Raw genomic sequence first — 14,288 nt, 5'->3', positions numbered from 1 at the left:
ACTCCGTGATCAAATCTTGCAGTTCTGAAAAAGGGCTATTCTACTCAGTATGGAACACGAAACATAATGACTGACGGGATAGAAACTGAGTGTAGATATGATCACTTGTCATCAGTCGGACTACTTTAAAGTTGCCCTCTTGTATTTTCCGCGCCAGCGTCAACTATTAAGTATCAGAGCATTACCTTTGATCAGACGTGAGGAGTTCCATGGACTTCAAAGACTATTACGCCGCCCTGGGGGTGAGTGAGTCTGCCTCACCCGAGGACATCAAAAAGGCCTATCGCAAGCTGGCGCGAAAGTATCACCCGGATGTCAGCAAGGAAGAGGACGCCAGCGACAAATTCAAGGAAGTCGGGGAAGCCTACGAAGTTCTGAAAGACCCCGAAAAACGCGCCGAGTACGATCAACTGCGCAAGTACGGCGCCCGTGCCGACGGCTCGTTCCAGCCGCCTCCAGGTTGGCAGAGCTCATCCGGCTTTGGTGGTGGCGGCTATACCGAGGCCGACGCCCGGCAGTTCAGTGACTTTTTTGAAGAGATCTTTGGCGGTGGCCGTGCTGGCGGGTTTTCTGGCGCAGGGTACAGCGGTGGTTTCCGCCAGGCCCGTTCCATGCGTGGTGAAGATGTGCATGCCCGCCTGGCGCTGTTTCTGGAGGAAGCCTTCCATGGCTGTGAAAAGCAGGTGTCGTTTACGGTACATGAGCCGGATGACCACGGCCGGCTCATCGCACGCAGGAAGACCCTTAACGTCAAGATACCGGCTGGCATGCGCGAGGGTCAGCATATCCGCCTGAAAGGGCAGGGCGCGCCGGGTATGGGCGGCGGCGACAATGGGGATCTGTTTATCGAGGTGGAACTGGCGCCGCATCCGCACTTTACCGTGGAAGGCACTGATGTGGTGATCACCGTACCAGTGGCCCCCTGGGAAGCCGCGTTGGGTGCGACCATTACCGTGCCAACCATTGGTGGCAAGGTGAACGTGAAAGTGCCAAAGGGTTCCACCAGTGGCCGAAAGCTCCGGCTCAAAGGCAAAGGTTTCCCGGGCAAGCATCCGGGTGACCAGATTGTGGTGTTGCATGTCGCCATGCCAGAGCAGCACTCGGCTGATGCTGAATCGCTTTATGAAAAGCTGGCGGAGCTAGAGAAGAACTTTAATCCACGCAGCAAGTTGCACGTGTGAGCGGGGTGGGTATGACACGCAAAGACCAGATCCTGACCGTAGAAGTGGCCGACGAAAACGGTAATACCTTCACCCTGCGTGAAGTATGTGAACGGGGAGACTGCCACGCTGAGTTTGTCATCAAACTGGTCAACTACGGCATCATAAGCCCGGTAGAGGACATTGCCGAGGCTCGCGAGTGGCAGTTTGATATGGAGGCCCTGGCCCGTTTGCAGAAAGCCTTAAGGTTGCAACGAGACCTAAAACTCAACCTGCCCGGCCTGGCGGTTTCCCTTGATCTGATCGATGAGGTCAACGACATGCGCCGGGAAGTGGCGCGCCTCAATCAACAGATCAGGCAGTTGCTGGGAGACTCAGGGAAGTCGTAATTCGGGCGAGCGCTGTCCGGTTCAACCTGTCAGCGCTTGCCCTGCTCAAGGCTCTGGATTTCCGCGTACAGTTTTTCCGCTTCTTCCATCAAGGTGCCGTGGCTGCGCAAATCGCCGTTGCGTTGGGCGTGCAGCGCCTTGGCCAGTTTGTCCTCATACGCTTTCTGCAGTTTCTTCTTTGGATCGCCTTTCAAAAATCCCAACATACTGGTCGCTCGGTTGCTGTGTTTATGCAAAGGTATACGGAACAGGCCCCGCAGAGTTCACCGTGGACTGACCGCAACATGCTCAATGATCAAAATGGTAGACATTCAGAATGAACCACCTGGCCCACACCTTCCTCGCCCCGGACTCCCCGGAGGCCCGTGTGGGCAGCATCCTTGGTGACTTCTGCAGAGGTATTAGGCTGGCGGAGTTGCCGGAGCCGGTGTTGCTGGGCGTGCGCCACCATCGGGCGGTGGATGCCTTTACTGACCAGCATCCGGACGTGCGGGCCAGCAAGCAGCTGTTCTCCAGCCAGCGCCGACGCTTTGCCGGTGTGGCGCTGGATATCCTCTATGATCACTACCTGCTGCGGCACTGGCAGAGGTTCAGTGACGTTGATCCTCACCGGTTTGTGCGGGGCGTGTATCGGGAGCTGACAAGTCACGAAGATGTCATGCCGCCAACCATGGTCAAAGTGACCCGCCGGATGGTTCAGCATGACTGGTTCGGCGCCTACGAAGACTTTGAAAACATCGGCTATGCCCTTGATCGCGTGGCCAGCAGAATCCGCTTTGCCAATCAGTTCGCCGGCATCATCGAAGAGATCCGGGCTAACGACGAACAGCTCGAAGCCCGGTTTCTCCAGTTCTTTCCGGAACTGCTTAACTTCGCCGAAGCGGAAGCCGCCAGCCTGTCAGCCCAATCGTGAACGTGCCTGCTGGTATTCCTCTTTCAGCCGGTCCACCAGCGCCTGAACGCTTGGAACGTCATGAATCAGGCTAACCCCCTGGCCGGCAGACCAGACCGTTTTCCAGGCCTTGGCCTCGTCGTCCATGGGCTTGAGCTTCTCGCCGTAATTCACATCACCGGCCTGGTTCAGCTTTGCCATATCAAAACCGGCCGCCTCCAGGCTCTGGCGCATGAAACTGGCGGGAACCCCGGAAACCGCCGGGGTGTGAATAATGTCGGCAGAGACCGCCTCAAGAATCATGTTCCGGTAGGCATCCTCGGCTTCGGATTCCTCGGTATTGATAAACCGGGTACCCATATAGGCCAGATCCGCCCCCAGCGCCTGCGCCGCGAGCAGGTCCTCACCATGAGACAGCCCGCCCGCCAACAGAATCGTGCCGTCGAACACCTCACGAATCTCATGCACCAGCACAAAGGGATTCACCGTACCGGCATGGCCACCGGCCCCGGCACTCACGGCAATAATGCCATCCACCCCGGCTTCCGCCGCCTTGCGCGCATGCTTCTGATTGGTCACATCATGGAACACCAGCCCACCATAACTGTGCACCGCCTCCACCACCTGGCTGGCCGCGCCCAGTGACGTAATCACCATCGGCACTTTGTGCTTCACACAAAGCTCCAGATCCGCCTGCCAGCGAGGATTGGTGCGATGCACCACCAGATTGACCGCATAGGGCGCAGTAACTGAGTCCGGATGGGCCTGTTTCCATTGCGCCAGCTCTGTGTTCATCTGAACCAGCCATTCCTCAAACCCCTCACTACTGCGCTGGTTCAGCGCCGGGAAACTTCCCACCACGCCCGCCTTACAGCAGGCCAGCGCCAGCCGGGGCGAAGAAATCAGAAACATCGGTGCAGCAATCAGGGGTAATGACAGAGAATCTTTGAGCTGAACGGGCATTGGCATGATTGGTCCTTGATTTTTATTGGAACTTTCTCAGGATATAGGGGATCTTAGCCTGCCCGACGAGCAGTGGACAATCGTTCCAACGGGTGACAGGACAAAACAAAAGGAGCCCACCATGGGTGAAGCAAAAAGACGCAAACAAACCGGCGCCCCCGCACCGCGTAAGCACCGAAACAAAAAACCGGCCATCATCGGCATCTCTGTTGCCGTTATCGCCGTTGTCGCAGTGGCCGTCTACTTCCTGACCCAACCACCCAAACCAACCTCCGAGGCACTACCGGTAGCCGCCCCCAACGCATCAGAATTCCCGGCCTTCCTCGACCAATACGGCATCTCCGTGGGCCCGGCAGACGCCCCGGTTGTGGTCCGAGAATTCGCCGACTACCAATGCCCCGCCTGCGCCAGCTTCGCCTCAGCCAGCAAACGCCTGAAACAGGAATACGTAGACACCGGCAAAGTCCGCTTCGTCTACTTCGACCTGCCCCTACGCCAACACCAAAACGCCGTCCCCGCCGCCCAGGCCGCCCGCTGCGCCGGAGACCAGGGCCAATACTGGCAGATGCACGACAAACTCTACGACGCACAAAGCGAATGGAGCGGCTCCAACGACCCGGTAGCCACCTTCACCCGCTACGCCAACGGCCTCGGCCTCGAAGAACGCCGCTTCCGCCGCTGCCTGACCACCGAACTTCACAAAGAAGCGGTAGAACAAAGCCTGCAAGTGGCCACCCAGATGCGCGTAATGAGCACCCCAACAGTGATGGTAGACAACATCCAGTTAACAAGACCAGGCTGGGGTCAGTTGTCGGCGGTCGTTGAACGTGAATTGAATAAAGCGGATAACTAATCACTTGTAGCCGACTCATCTTGACGGCAAATTGAGTAGCTAGCCGTTGGCCGGGGAAGGCCTCCCAAAAGCCTGCGGAGCCATGGATGGCGGAGCGGAGCGTACAGGGATGTATACACAGCGTCTTTTGGGAGGCCTTCCCCGGCCAACGGCGGGCTCCAGGGTGCCAAGATAAGGGCTTCCCCAACTTGCACCGAAACCCCAGTTGGTTAAACTTTGCCCCCTAACGGCCACCCCCGTAACAAACATCAAACCATGCTCCGGATTTACGATCCGGCCCGCAGGAGAAACCATGAGCAACGAAATAGTCGTCTGCGCACTCTACAAGTTCGCAGTATTGAATGATTACAAAGACCTACGCCAACCCCTGCTGAACCTCATGCTGGAAAAAGACGTCCACGGCACCCTGCTGCTGGCACGGGAAGGCATCAACGGCACCATCGCCGGCAGCCGCCAGGGCATCGACGCCATCAAAGACTGGATCGCCAGCGACGAGCGCTTCGACGGCGTGGACTACAAAGAATCCTTCGTAGACATCCAGCCCTTCAAGCGCACCAAGGTCAAACTCAAAAAAGAAATCGTCACCATGGGCGTCGAAGGCATCGACCCCAAACGGGTGGTTGGCACCTACGTCGACCCCAAAGCCTGGAACGACCTCATCTCAGACCCCGAAGTACTGCTGGTAGACACCCGCAACCAGTACGAAGTTGAGATTGGCACCTTCAAAAACGCCGTCAATCCGGCCACTGACACCTTCCGGGAATTTCCAGAGTATGTGAAACAGAACCTGGACCCCAGCAAACACAAGAAAGTCGCCATGTTCTGCACAGGCGGCATCCGCTGTGAAAAATCCACGGCGTACCTGAAAGAACAGGGGTTCGATGAGGTATACCACCTCAAAGGCGGCATCCTGAAATACCTGGAAGAGGTGCCCCAGGAACAGAGCCTTTGGCAGGGCGAGTGCTTCGTGTTTGACGACCGGGTAACCGTCAACCACAGCCTCGAACGCGGCGATTACGACCAGTGCCACGCCTGCCGCCGGCCAATCACCGAAGAAGACAAACAACGCCCGGAATACGAACAGGGCGTGAGCTGCCATCAGTGCATTGAATCACTGACAGAAGAACAAAAAGCCCGGTTCAAGGAACGTGAGCGCCAGATGCAACTGGCCCGGGAACGCGGGGAAGCGCACGTGGGTGGTGAAGCCGCCCGCGTTATTGCTGAGCGGAAGGCCCGCAAGAAGGCCGAAAGGGAAGAACAGGCCCGCAAAAGTCTGGAGGGGGAGAAAGTTCGTAAGGTTGTTAACAACTGAAAACTAACCCAACCAAGGAGATAACATGGGTATCAGAAAACCACTGGCAGTCGCATGTATGGCACTGGCCCCGCTGGCCCAGGCCCAGGACAGTGGCAACTGGACAGGCGAGGCAGAACTCGGTGTGCTGGTAACCTCCGGCAACACCGAAGAAACCAAAGTGAACGGTCGCCTGGGATTGCAGCATGAGACCCAAACCTGGCGCAACACCGGTGAGTTCAGCTCCCGTTACACAGAGACGGAAGATCAGACCACCGCTGAAGAGTACAAGGCGGCCCTGGAAGCTGATTACAAATTCGACGACAAACAATACTGGTTTGTGCGTGGCTCCTATGAAGACGACCGGTTCTCCGGTTATGACTTCGAATCCACCCTCACTACCGGTTATGGAAACCGTGTTTGGCAGGCAGGGGATCGTTCCTTCCTGGACCTCTCAGTGGGAGGTGGTTATCGCTACAACAAGCTGCGGCAGGAAAACCCCGATGGCCGGGATGTGGAAGAAGAGGCCATCGCCCGCCTGGCTGGCCAGTTCGATTACGCGTTGTCTGAAACTGCCCTGTTTCGCCAGAAGCTGAGCACCGAGATTGGCCTGGATGAGAACAACACCATCAGCCAGTCCGAGACCTCGCTGCAGAGCAACATTGTCGGTAGCCTCTCCATGAAAGCGGCTTTCCGGGTAAAGCACGTGTCTGATGCGCCCGTTGGCTCAGACAAAACCGACACCGAGACCTCGCTCTCGCTGCTGTACGGTTTCTGATTCCGGATTCCCGGAGCCAACGAAAAAGGGGCAGATGGTAAAATCATCTGCCCCTTTTTCGTTATCCAGAACCTCAGACGTTGTTCCGAAGTCCCAACTCATCCGGGTAGGGTGTGAGGTACTTCTGGGTGTGCAGATAATCCACCGGCTCATTACGCTGTGCCAGTCGCAGTAGTGTCATCGGCACCACCAGCGGAATCTCGCCGCGCCGGTAAGCTTCAATCTGCTCCAGCAGCACCGCTTTCTCTTCCGCTGCCATCCCGTCTTTCAGGTAGCCCAGCAGATGCTGCATGGCATTCACGTGAGAACCCCGGCTTACGCGCTGGGTCATGGCTTCCATAAAGCCGTGAATGTAGCGATCCGCAATCTGCGCCAGCGGCTCGGCTTTCAGGTCGGCCAGCATCGGGCCAAGCTGCCGGTAGATTTTTTCAGAGTGGGCCAGCAACGTGAACTTGTGGCGCTGATGGAACCCCAGCAAGGATTGCTTGGTCAGCTTGTCGCCGGCCACGTTCTGCATCCAGTCGTCGTAGGAGAACACGCGCTCAATGAAGTTCTCCCGCAACATGTCATCGTGCAGGCGGCCTTCTTCCTCCACCGGCATCAACGGGTAGGCCTTCATCAGCGCCTCGGCAAACATGCCACGGCCATCCCGGTGCATGAAATTACCTTCCGCGTTGTGAATCTTGATGCGCTCCATGCCGCAACTGGGGGATTTGGCCATCAGGATGTAACCACGCAGGTTCGCCAGCGAGGGCATCACCTCGGCAATGAAGTTCTGCATGCCTTCGGTGTGGTCTTTGGTGCCCTTGCTTTCCACCAGGTGCAGGCCGTCTTCGTGCTCGCGCAGGTGAATGGCCGGGCGGGGAACACCCAGGCCGGCTTCCAGTTCCGGGCAAATAGAGCGGAACTCAAAATGCTTGGCCAGCACCTGGGTGCAGTATCGGGAATGCTTGTGGCCACCGTCGTGGCGGACTTCCTTGCCGAGCAGGCAAGTGCTAATACCAACAGGAATACCGGTCACTAAAACTCTCCAGCCGTTGGATGATCAGGTACTACACCACTATACGTGCTGTGAGTATAGCCCGATCAAGTCTGGGCAGAGTGTTCATCCGGGTAATTGCGGAGCCGTCAGTGGCCGTACACCATCATGGTGGTATCACTGATGACAAAATCCGTGAACTGCACCGAGCCAATGCTGGTGCCACCCACCTTGAACACCGGCATATCTATATCGGCCCGGAATTCCACCTCATGGATCGACAGGCCTTCCTTGCCAGAAGTGGCACCGGTTCCGCGAGACAATTTGGCGGTGGCGTGGGCCATGCCGAAATGACCGAGGGTATCGTTACCCCTGCGGTTGTGTATTTGCAAGCCTTCAATGCCCACAGCGGCGAAGTTGAAAATAAGGATGACGTCTGCGGCGTCCCAGTTCAGGCTGCCGTCGGTCACCTCAAAATGCGTGTCGAGCTGCAGTTCGGAGCCTGAGACGGTATTGCCATTGGCCAGGGTGCGGGTAGAGTTGCCGCCGTTACGAATCACCAGATCGGTAGGGCCGATGTAGCCCTGCAGATTGATGTCGGAGAACAGGTTGGTGCTGCCATCCGTGCCGGAGGTGGTGATGCTGTCGATGGCCAGCTCAAAATCCATCGCTTTCAGGTAGTCGTCCAGGCTGGTCGGGTCGCCGTAGTCGGTGGCGCCCAGGTGAATCACCAAATCACCGCTATTGAACTGCTTGCCAAAGCTGCCGGCCACGGAATACTTCGCCAGAGCATCGGCTACATCCGGATTGCTGGTATCCAACAGGCCCGCGTTGGCGCGCCGGGCAATCTCGGAAAAGCCGTGTTCCAGCACCTCGCCTTCACCGGCGATGTCGATGGTCAGCTTCAGGTTGTCGAGTACCGTGTCGTTGTGGCCGGACAGCCGCAGGCCGTTAACACTGAGCGAGCCTTCATCGGTCCAGGTCAGCCGGTCGATGCTCAGTTTGGTTTCCAGCTCGATGGACACGCCAGCCTGGCCGGTAACGGCGGCCATGGAGGCATCATCCAGCGGGCGGAAATCCGCCAGTGCCGGAAGCGACAGGAAAGTAGCAGACAGGCAGGCACCTGCCAGGCGTGATGGATGACGAAAAACCCTGTGAAAAGACATGATGGCCCCGGATTCCGTTCAGACATTCTTGTTGTTATTCAGAGGCCTGAAGGCTTGGCTACGGGCACTCTGACGGGCCGCAGGGACAGCAGGACCAAGGCTGCGGTGGTTAATGGTTACACACTGTTACTTTATGCCGGTGCCCTGGAAGGATCTGTGAGACCGATCACACCCTGAACAGCAGACAAGCAGTGCCTCAGCTCAGGGCCTGTCGAATCAGCTGTTTCTGATGTTCGGCAAAGCCGCGAATCAGCGCCTGGGCCTTGTCGGCGTCCCTGGCCAGGACTGCCTGGGGAAGTTCCGAGAAAAACTGACTGGTTTGCGCCAGCCCCTGGCGATACCGCTCTGCGCTGAGATAGTACGCGCGGCTGACCGCGGGTTTGAAGTTGGAAAGGGCTTCCGTCAGGTACGGGTTGTCCACCACCTTACAGCAGGCCTCCATCACCCCGAAACTGGCCTCCACCACCGCGGTAATGTCGGCGGCTGGTTGCTTTACCTGGTCCACCACCTGGGCCACCGCGTCCAGCATCATCGGCTTGTCCGATTCCTGCCAACGCTCACACAGACGGGCGGCCAGCATCATCAGCAGGTGCATGTACACGTCATACAGCTCTGAAGCGTAATCGGCGTTCAGTTTGGTGGCAGAGGCGCCTTTGCGCGGGGTGATTTCCACCAGGTGCCAGCGTTCGAGTGTATACAACGCCTCTTTCACTGACGCCCGGCTGACCTTGAGTTCGTTCGCCAGGGTGGCTTCCTGAATACGTTCACCGGGGCGGATCTGCCCGGTCATGATGCGTTCCGCCAGGTAGTTGGCTATCTGCTCCGCCAGGGTGTTGGGCACCTGAAAATCCATAAGGGCTCTCTGAACAGGTTGAACAATCCGGCTGGCCAAAGAGGGCAGTACGCCGGCAGATGGTTGAACGCGCATGAGTTTATCACAGCCTCTCGATGGATGGATTCAGGCCCGCGCTGGGCGGGTGTTTCGTGACAATTGTCAAAAAATAACCAGAACAATGCTTGACGACTGATATATTGTAGGACAATAATTCAGAAAAGGTAAGGCCATTATTTCCATCCCGACACAACGTTCTACAACAAAAGGGGGCTACCATGAGCTCACGTCTGATTACCTGGAACACCGAGGCTGGCCGCCGTAGGGTTCTGATTACCCTGAAAAAATACAGCTACCTGATTGCCATGATTCCCCTGGTGCTGCCTCCGTTGCTGCTGGCGGCCGGGGAAAGCACCGGCCTGATCAATCTGTTTGCCTGGGGTGTACCGGTGGTGGTGTTCGGCATCATTCCGTTGCTGGACATGATGCTCGGCAAAGACGCCCTGAACCCGGATGAGCAGGAAGACGTGCCCCGGCTGAATCAGGAAAAATTTTACAAAGTCATCACGCTGGGCTGGGTGGCTGCCTACGCAGCCTTGCTGGTCTGGAGCATGATCACCCTGGCCTCCGGCGTGTTCAGTGTAGCCGGCGCCGTTGGTTGGGTGGTGTCCATCGGTATTGTGGGTGGCTTGGGCATCAACGTTGCCCATGAGTTGATTCACAAAGATGGCAAGCTGGAACCCTGGGCGGGCGGCTTTCTGTTGTCGCTGGTGTGCTATGCCGGCTTCAAGGTGGAGCATCTGCGGGGCCATCACGTGCACGTGTCCACGCCGGAGGATGCTTCATCCTCTCGCTACAACCAGTCCCTGTACAACTTCCTGCCCCAGGCCTACGTGCGTAACTTCATGAACGCCTGGAAACTGGAAGCCGAGCGCCTGAAGCGCAAGGGGCAGGCACCGGTGAGCTGGCGCAACGAGCTGATCTGGTGGTACGGCATCAGCCTGCTGGCTCTGGTGGCCTTCACGGTTGCGTTCGGCTGGCTCGGCGCCGCCTTCTTCCTGGGCCAGAGCTTTATTGCCTTTACCCTGCTGGAGATCGTGAACTATCTGGAACACTACGGCCTGCATCGCCGCAAGCTGGACAACGGCCGCTACGAGCGAACCACGCCCGAGCACAGCTGGAACAGCAATTACTTCCTGACCAACGTGTTCCTGTTCCAACTGCAGCGCCACAGTGATCACCATGCCTTCGCCAAGCGCCGTTACCAGGTGCTGCGCCATCACGACATCGCGCCGCAGTTGCCAGCCGGTTACGCCACCATGGTGGTGCTGGCCTGCATCCCGCCCCTCTGGCGCAAGGTGATGAACCCTCGGGTAGAAGCCTATTACCAGGGCGAAGAACACCAGCTTACTTCCTGACGGTCCTCTCATTAGCTCCGGCCGGCTCGGCCGGGGCGATACCGCCTTCAGAGTGTCTCTGGAGAATGCCGGGGTAACACCCGGCCTTAAAGCCCCGTGAATGCGTCTCTGGTTCACGGGGTCTTTTTTTACCCTTGAAATCCGGGAAGGGGGCACACAAGTATATGGGTTGAACCCTCAATCCGATAAGGACACTCGACATGCCCAAGCATTTCGAACAGGCGCCGGGGCTTTACGACGCCCCGATTCCCGAGACCGAAGGTTACGTATTCAACCAGACCATGATGCGCATTAAAGTGCCGGAGCGCTCCATGGACTTCTACACCCGCGTGATGGGCATGCGCCTGGTGCGCAAACTGGACTTCCCGGAAATGAAGTTCACCCTGTATTTCCTGGGCTACCTGGATGATAAACAGGCGAACTTTGTGCCACACGACGACGCCCACCGCACCACCTTCACCTTTGGCCGGGAAGCGATGCTGGAGCTGACCCACAACTGGGGCACAGAAGATGACGCAGACTTTGCCTACCACAACGGTAATGACCAGCCCCAGGGCTTTGGTCACATTGGTGTGGCCGTACCAGATGTGTACGCGGCCTGCGAACGTTTCGAAAAGCTTGGCGTGGAGTTCGTGAAAAAGCCGGACGACGGCAAGATGAAAGGCCTGGCCTTTATCAAAGACCCGGACGGCTATTGGATTGAAATCCTGCAGCCGGACATGCTGGAGAAACAGCGCAAGTAAGGCTGGCTTGGCAAAGCCCCGGCGTCAGTCTGAGCGACTGTTGCCGGGAGCGTTGCCGTAACGGGAAGCCACAATAACCGCAATGGTCAGTATCAGAGCCCCGGTAATGCCGATGGGCCCTAGCACCTCCCCCAGAATCAGCCAGGCCAGAAGTGCCACAAACAACGGTTCCAGCGTGACGATAATGCTGGAAAGCGTGGCAGGCGTAGTCTTCATCCCCGCGAAGAAACACAGGTAGCCAATACAGGTTGGCACCACGCCGATGTACAGCACCATCAACCAGTGCGACAGCCCAAGGCTGGCGAGCCCGGCAAAGCCACCGGTAAGCGCCACTATCGGCAATAGCAGAATGGCGGCGGTCAGAAAACAGATAAAGGCGGTGGTAAACACCGGCGTGCCGGCGGAATTGTAGCGACTGGTGAGGGTAAAGCCGGTGTATACGGCGGCTGCCAGCAACGCCATCAGAATACCCGCAAGCCGCAAGGTGCCTGCGGTGTCCATATCACTGGCCACCAGCATGCCGGTGCCGAGGATGGCCGCAAAGGCCGCCGCCAGTGTCAGCGGGCCCGGTTTTTCGCCTAACATGGGTGCCGCCAGAATGGCCACCAGAACTGGCGGCAGGCACAGGGCGATCAGCGTGGCGATGCCGGCACCGGTTAGATCGACCGCCACCAGATAACTACCCTGATAAAACGCCTGGAACAACCCCATTGCGGCTAATGGCAATAGGGCCTTGGCGCTGAGCCCATGCAGTGAGCTACCGGCGACCTTCTGGCCGGGATGCTGTAATTCCAGCTGCTGCTGTTCCCGCCGCATCAACAGGTAGAAAAACGGCAACGCAACCACCAGGCGCAACAGCGCAAGCGTAAGGCCGGTCAGCTCGGTGCCGGTAAACAGGAATTTGGCAACAATGCCGGTGGTGCCCCACAGCAGGGCCGCGAACGCGATGAGTAAAGCGCCATGAATCATGAAAGTGGCCAACGCAATGAATGTAAAACCAAAAAGGGTAACAGTGGCTGGCAGTTGGCGCTATAGGGGAAAGAACGGGCAGCCAGGGCTGCCCGGAGGGCTTTAACGCTTACTCGGCAGACAGCCTGTCGGCATTGCGCTCAACGGTGCGAGCACCGATGCCTTTCACATTGGCCAGGTCTTCCACAGACTGGAACGGACCGTTTTCAGAGCGGTAAGCCACAATGGCCTCGGCCTTGCTTTCGCCAATGCCATTCAGGGTGGCCAGCGTGGCAACGTCCGCCTGGTTGATGTTAATGGTAGCCGGCTGTTCAGCGTGGGCGAAGCCTGTGGCCAGAGAGAACAGCAGAACGAGGGTAGCCAGAATGCCTGTGTGTTTCATCGGAGAACTCCTTTTTAAAGACGTTGTTATGAGACGTCAGGAGTAACAAACCGTGGGTGTGGGTAATGGGCTGGAGCGATGAGAGAAACGGTAAAACGGTAGGCTGTGTAAGTGCACGGAACGGGACCACAGTCCGTGTAGTCCCCAAATTCCGTGGCTGACCCCTGCCTGATCCATCAGGCGCGCATCATCCTGAGCACTTCGTCCTTGCGTTCGTCCCTGTAAGCCCTGTTCCATCGGGCAACTCCGGTTCCGTGGAGTTTCCATCCCTGAGCCAACGTCCGTGCTGGCTTGTCATCCCTGACAATGCTCATTCTACGCCTGGCCGGTTCATTAAGAATCGGACATCTGCCTGTCGGTGTGTGCGATATTTCCTACAGCGCTGTGAGCCTGCCGGTGAACCTAAGTTCATTGTTTCACGGGGCTTTTCTGGGCAATTTCTTGCCCGCCGCGATGCGCGTCGGCGGCCTCTTTTATCTTCTCCATGGTGATTTCCCGCACCGCTTTCTGGCTGGAACGGATGTGCCGGGTCAGCCGGTCGGCGGCATCGGTGGCATGGCCGGTGCGAAGTGCTTCCAGAATCTGGGCGTGTTCTATATAGGTGGCATCCACCCGGTCATCCCGGGTGAAATCCAGCCGCCGGATAATCCGCAGGCGGTCGGTAATCTCCCGGTGAATACGGGTCATCTCCCGATTGCCGGCCGCGGCCACCAGGTCGCAATGAAAGCTCTCGTCCAGTGCCCGCACGGTGCTGCCCACGGCACGTTCGGAGGGGTGGTCGGGGTTCCAGATGGCAATCAGGGTGCGCAGGGTTTGTGGCTCCTCGGGCAGGGCGCATATTTTGTGCATGGCGGCCCGTTCGAGGGTAATCCGCAAGTCGTAGAGTTCTTCCACCTGCTGAAAGTCAAAGGGCTTAACCTGCCAGCCGCTGCGAAACAGGACGTCGACGTAGCCTTCCCGCTGCAACCGGTACAGGGCCTCGCGCACCGGTGTCCGGCTGGCATTCAGGCGGGCACCCACGTCGCCCTCGCTGAACTTGTCCCCGGGAATCAGGCGGAACTCAAAAATATCGTCCTTCAGGGCTTCGTAAACCCGGTCTGCCATGGAGGCCTTTCTTTTGGCGGTCGTTTTCATTTTCGGAGTTTGCCCTCTTTTGGGGGTGTCCTCTTGTTTTGGAGTTTGGCGCTGGGCCGGCTGTTGGGGTGGGCCTTTCAAAAGACGCCGTGAACCCATCCATGGGGGCTTGAGCGCAGCATCCCTGCTGCGCACACTTTTGAAAGGCCCACCCCAACATCCGTCCCGACTCCCCAAGCCTGTTAGAGGCGTCTACCGAGAAAGTGGAGTTGCCAAGTTATTCCACATCGAGTTTCAGGCAATCGTAATCGGTTTTTTATGCCGCAATCATTGGAGCCAGACAAGCCGATGTGCGGGAACCCCTCCACAGACTGTGCGCAGCATGGATGCTGCGCTCAA

General features: G+C 57.8%; 16 protein-coding genes. 8 read left to right on the top strand and 8 right to left on the bottom strand.

The features are described from left to right. Window positions 1-209: 209 nt before the first annotated feature. Both ACNSOI_RS14925 and ACNSOI_RS14920 read left to right on the top strand, forming a co-directional pair. A complete protein-coding gene (locus tag ACNSOI_RS14925; RefSeq protein WP_420194415.1) occupies window positions 210-1,181 on the top strand; it encodes a DnaJ C-terminal domain-containing protein in 972 nt (323 codons plus the stop codon). An 11-nt stretch (window positions 1,182-1,192) separates the two neighbouring features. After that, window positions 1,193-1,549 carry a chaperone modulator CbpM gene (locus ACNSOI_RS14920; RefSeq protein ID WP_420194414.1) on the top strand — a complete coding sequence of 119 codons (357 nt, stop codon included), beginning with the start codon at window positions 1,193-1,195 and terminating at the stop codon, window positions 1,547-1,549. 29 nt (window positions 1,550-1,578) lie between these two features. Here ACNSOI_RS14920 and ACNSOI_RS14915 read toward each other — a convergent pair whose 3' ends face one another. Beyond that, window positions 1,579-1,755, bottom strand: a complete 177-nt coding sequence (locus ACNSOI_RS14915; RefSeq protein ID WP_286251411.1) for a DUF6435 family protein — start codon at window positions 1,753-1,755, stop codon at window positions 1,579-1,581. 110 nt (window positions 1,756-1,865) lie between these two features. Here ACNSOI_RS14915 and ACNSOI_RS14910 point away from each other — a divergent pair, with 110 nt between their 5' ends. Then, complete coding sequence (locus tag ACNSOI_RS14910) at window positions 1,866-2,462, top strand: ACP phosphodiesterase (protein ID WP_420194413.1); 597 nt, start codon at window positions 1,866-1,868, stop codon at window positions 2,460-2,462. Here the strand turns inward: ACNSOI_RS14910 and ACNSOI_RS14905 are convergent. Then, a complete protein-coding gene (locus ACNSOI_RS14905) occupies window positions 2,448-3,410 on the bottom strand; it encodes an NAD(P)H-dependent flavin oxidoreductase (RefSeq protein ID WP_420194412.1) in 963 nt (320 codons plus the stop codon). The genes ACNSOI_RS14910 and ACNSOI_RS14905 overlap by 15 nt on opposite strands. A gap of 115 nt (window positions 3,411-3,525) precedes the next feature. Here ACNSOI_RS14905 and ACNSOI_RS14900 point away from each other — a divergent pair, with 115 nt between their 5' ends. The 3 genes from ACNSOI_RS14900 (at window position 3,526) to ACNSOI_RS14890 (ending at window position 6,326) form a co-directional block, all read left to right on the top strand. Beyond that, window positions 3,526-4,257: a DsbA family protein gene (locus tag ACNSOI_RS14900; RefSeq protein ID WP_286251408.1), complete on the top strand. Its 732-nt coding sequence runs from the start codon at window positions 3,526-3,528 to the stop codon at window positions 4,255-4,257. Window positions 4,258-4,549: 292 nt separating this feature from the next. Further along, window positions 4,550-5,569, top strand: coding sequence for a rhodanese-related sulfurtransferase (locus ACNSOI_RS14895; RefSeq protein ID WP_420194411.1), 1,020 nt, complete (start codon window positions 4,550-4,552; stop codon window positions 5,567-5,569). A gap of 25 nt (window positions 5,570-5,594) precedes the next feature. Then, the gene (locus tag ACNSOI_RS14890; protein ID WP_286251406.1) at window positions 5,595-6,326 is read left to right on the top strand and encodes a DUF481 domain-containing protein; all 732 of its coding nucleotides are present in this window, start codon (window positions 5,595-5,597) and stop codon (window positions 6,324-6,326) included. Between the two features lie 73 nt (window positions 6,327-6,399). On the opposite strand, the gene ACNSOI_RS14885 is transcribed toward ACNSOI_RS14890, so the two are convergent. The 3 genes from ACNSOI_RS14885 to ACNSOI_RS14875 all read right to left on the bottom strand — a co-directional run bounded on the left by ACNSOI_RS14885 (window position 6,400) and on the right by ACNSOI_RS14875 (window position 9,324). Then, window positions 6,400-7,347, bottom strand: coding sequence for a YbgA family protein (locus tag ACNSOI_RS14885; protein ID WP_420194410.1), 948 nt, complete (start codon window positions 7,345-7,347; stop codon window positions 6,400-6,402). Between the two features lie 107 nt (window positions 7,348-7,454). Continuing rightward, the gene (locus ACNSOI_RS14880) at window positions 7,455-8,471 is read right to left on the bottom strand and encodes a DUF6160 family protein (RefSeq protein WP_228263741.1); all 1,017 of its coding nucleotides are present in this window, start codon (window positions 8,469-8,471) and stop codon (window positions 7,455-7,457) included. A 196-nt stretch (window positions 8,472-8,667) separates the two neighbouring features. After that, entirely contained in the window at window positions 8,668-9,324 is a 657-nt protein-coding gene (locus ACNSOI_RS14875; protein WP_072676502.1) for a GntR family transcriptional regulator, read from the bottom strand. 257 nt (window positions 9,325-9,581) lie between these two features. On the opposite strand from ACNSOI_RS14875, the gene ACNSOI_RS14870 reads away from it, so the two are divergent. Together ACNSOI_RS14870 and gloA are read left to right on the top strand one after the other, a co-directional pair. Continuing rightward, on the top strand, window positions 9,582-10,721 hold the full coding sequence (locus ACNSOI_RS14870) for an alkane 1-monooxygenase (RefSeq protein WP_374815987.1): 1,140 nt from the start codon (window positions 9,582-9,584) through the stop codon (window positions 10,719-10,721). A 200-nt stretch (window positions 10,722-10,921) separates the two neighbouring features. Further along, entirely contained in the window at window positions 10,922-11,464 is a 543-nt protein-coding gene (gene gloA, locus ACNSOI_RS14865; protein ID WP_420194409.1) for a lactoylglutathione lyase, read from the top strand. 24 nt (window positions 11,465-11,488) lie between these two features. Here the strand turns inward: gloA and ACNSOI_RS14860 are convergent, their stop codons facing one another. From ACNSOI_RS14860 to ACNSOI_RS14850, 3 genes are all read right to left on the bottom strand, one after another. Continuing rightward, window positions 11,489-12,433, bottom strand: a complete 945-nt coding sequence (locus ACNSOI_RS14860; RefSeq protein ID WP_420194408.1) for a DMT family transporter — start codon at window positions 12,431-12,433, stop codon at window positions 11,489-11,491. A gap of 109 nt (window positions 12,434-12,542) precedes the next feature. Beyond that, window positions 12,543-12,815: a ComEA family DNA-binding protein gene (locus ACNSOI_RS14855; protein ID WP_061332622.1), complete on the bottom strand. Its 273-nt coding sequence runs from the start codon at window positions 12,813-12,815 to the stop codon at window positions 12,543-12,545. A gap of 408 nt (window positions 12,816-13,223) precedes the next feature. Then, a complete protein-coding gene (locus tag ACNSOI_RS14850) occupies window positions 13,224-13,919 on the bottom strand; it encodes a GntR family transcriptional regulator (RefSeq protein WP_420194407.1) in 696 nt (231 codons plus the stop codon). Window positions 13,920-14,288: the final 369 nt, after the last annotated feature.

The sequence above is a fragment of the Marinobacter sp. GH_1 genome (assembly GCF_048595985.1).
Taxonomy (GTDB): Bacteria; Pseudomonadota; Gammaproteobacteria; order Pseudomonadales; family Oleiphilaceae; genus Marinobacter; species Marinobacter shengliensis.
This window is presented reverse-complemented; position numbering and strand designations above follow the sequence as displayed.

Excerpts from the sequence above, each read along its gene's own strand:
- ACNSOI_RS14920 (WP_420194414.1), top strand. The coding sequence starts at position 1,193 with ATGACACGCAAAGACCAGATCCTGACCGTAGAAGTGGCCGACGAAAAC.
- ACNSOI_RS14855 (WP_061332622.1), bottom strand. The coding sequence starts at position 12,815 with ATGAAACACACAGGCATTCTGGCTACCCTCGTTCTGCTGTTCTCTCTG.
- ACNSOI_RS14925 (WP_420194415.1), top strand. The coding sequence starts at position 210 with ATGGACTTCAAAGACTATTACGCCGCCCTGGGGGTGAGTGAGTCTGCC.
- ACNSOI_RS14870 (WP_374815987.1), top strand. The coding sequence starts at position 9,582 with ATGAGCTCACGTCTGATTACCTGGAACACCGAGGCTGGCCGCCGTAGG.
- ACNSOI_RS14895 (WP_420194411.1), top strand. The coding sequence starts at position 4,550 with ATGAGCAACGAAATAGTCGTCTGCGCACTCTACAAGTTCGCAGTATTG.
- ACNSOI_RS14910 (WP_420194413.1), top strand. The coding sequence starts at position 1,866 with ATGAACCACCTGGCCCACACCTTCCTCGCCCCGGACTCCCCGGAGGCC.
- ACNSOI_RS14875 (WP_072676502.1), bottom strand. The coding sequence starts at position 9,324 with ATGGATTTTCAGGTGCCCAACACCCTGGCGGAGCAGATAGCCAACTAC.
- ACNSOI_RS14890 (WP_286251406.1), top strand. The coding sequence starts at position 5,595 with ATGGGTATCAGAAAACCACTGGCAGTCGCATGTATGGCACTGGCCCCG.
- ACNSOI_RS14905 (WP_420194412.1), bottom strand. The coding sequence starts at position 3,410 with ATGCCAATGCCCGTTCAGCTCAAAGATTCTCTGTCATTACCCCTGATT.
- ACNSOI_RS14880 (WP_228263741.1), bottom strand. The coding sequence starts at position 8,471 with ATGTCTTTTCACAGGGTTTTTCGTCATCCATCACGCCTGGCAGGTGCC.
- ACNSOI_RS14860 (WP_420194408.1), bottom strand. The coding sequence starts at position 12,433 with ATGATTCATGGCGCTTTACTCATCGCGTTCGCGGCCCTGCTGTGGGGC.
- gloA (WP_420194409.1), top strand. The coding sequence starts at position 10,922 with ATGCCCAAGCATTTCGAACAGGCGCCGGGGCTTTACGACGCCCCGATT.
- ACNSOI_RS14850 (WP_420194407.1), bottom strand. The coding sequence starts at position 13,919 with ATGGCAGACCGGGTTTACGAAGCCCTGAAGGACGATATTTTTGAGTTC.
- ACNSOI_RS14915 (WP_286251411.1), bottom strand. The coding sequence starts at position 1,755 with ATGTTGGGATTTTTGAAAGGCGATCCAAAGAAGAAACTGCAGAAAGCG.
- ACNSOI_RS14900 (WP_286251408.1), top strand. The coding sequence starts at position 3,526 with ATGGGTGAAGCAAAAAGACGCAAACAAACCGGCGCCCCCGCACCGCGT.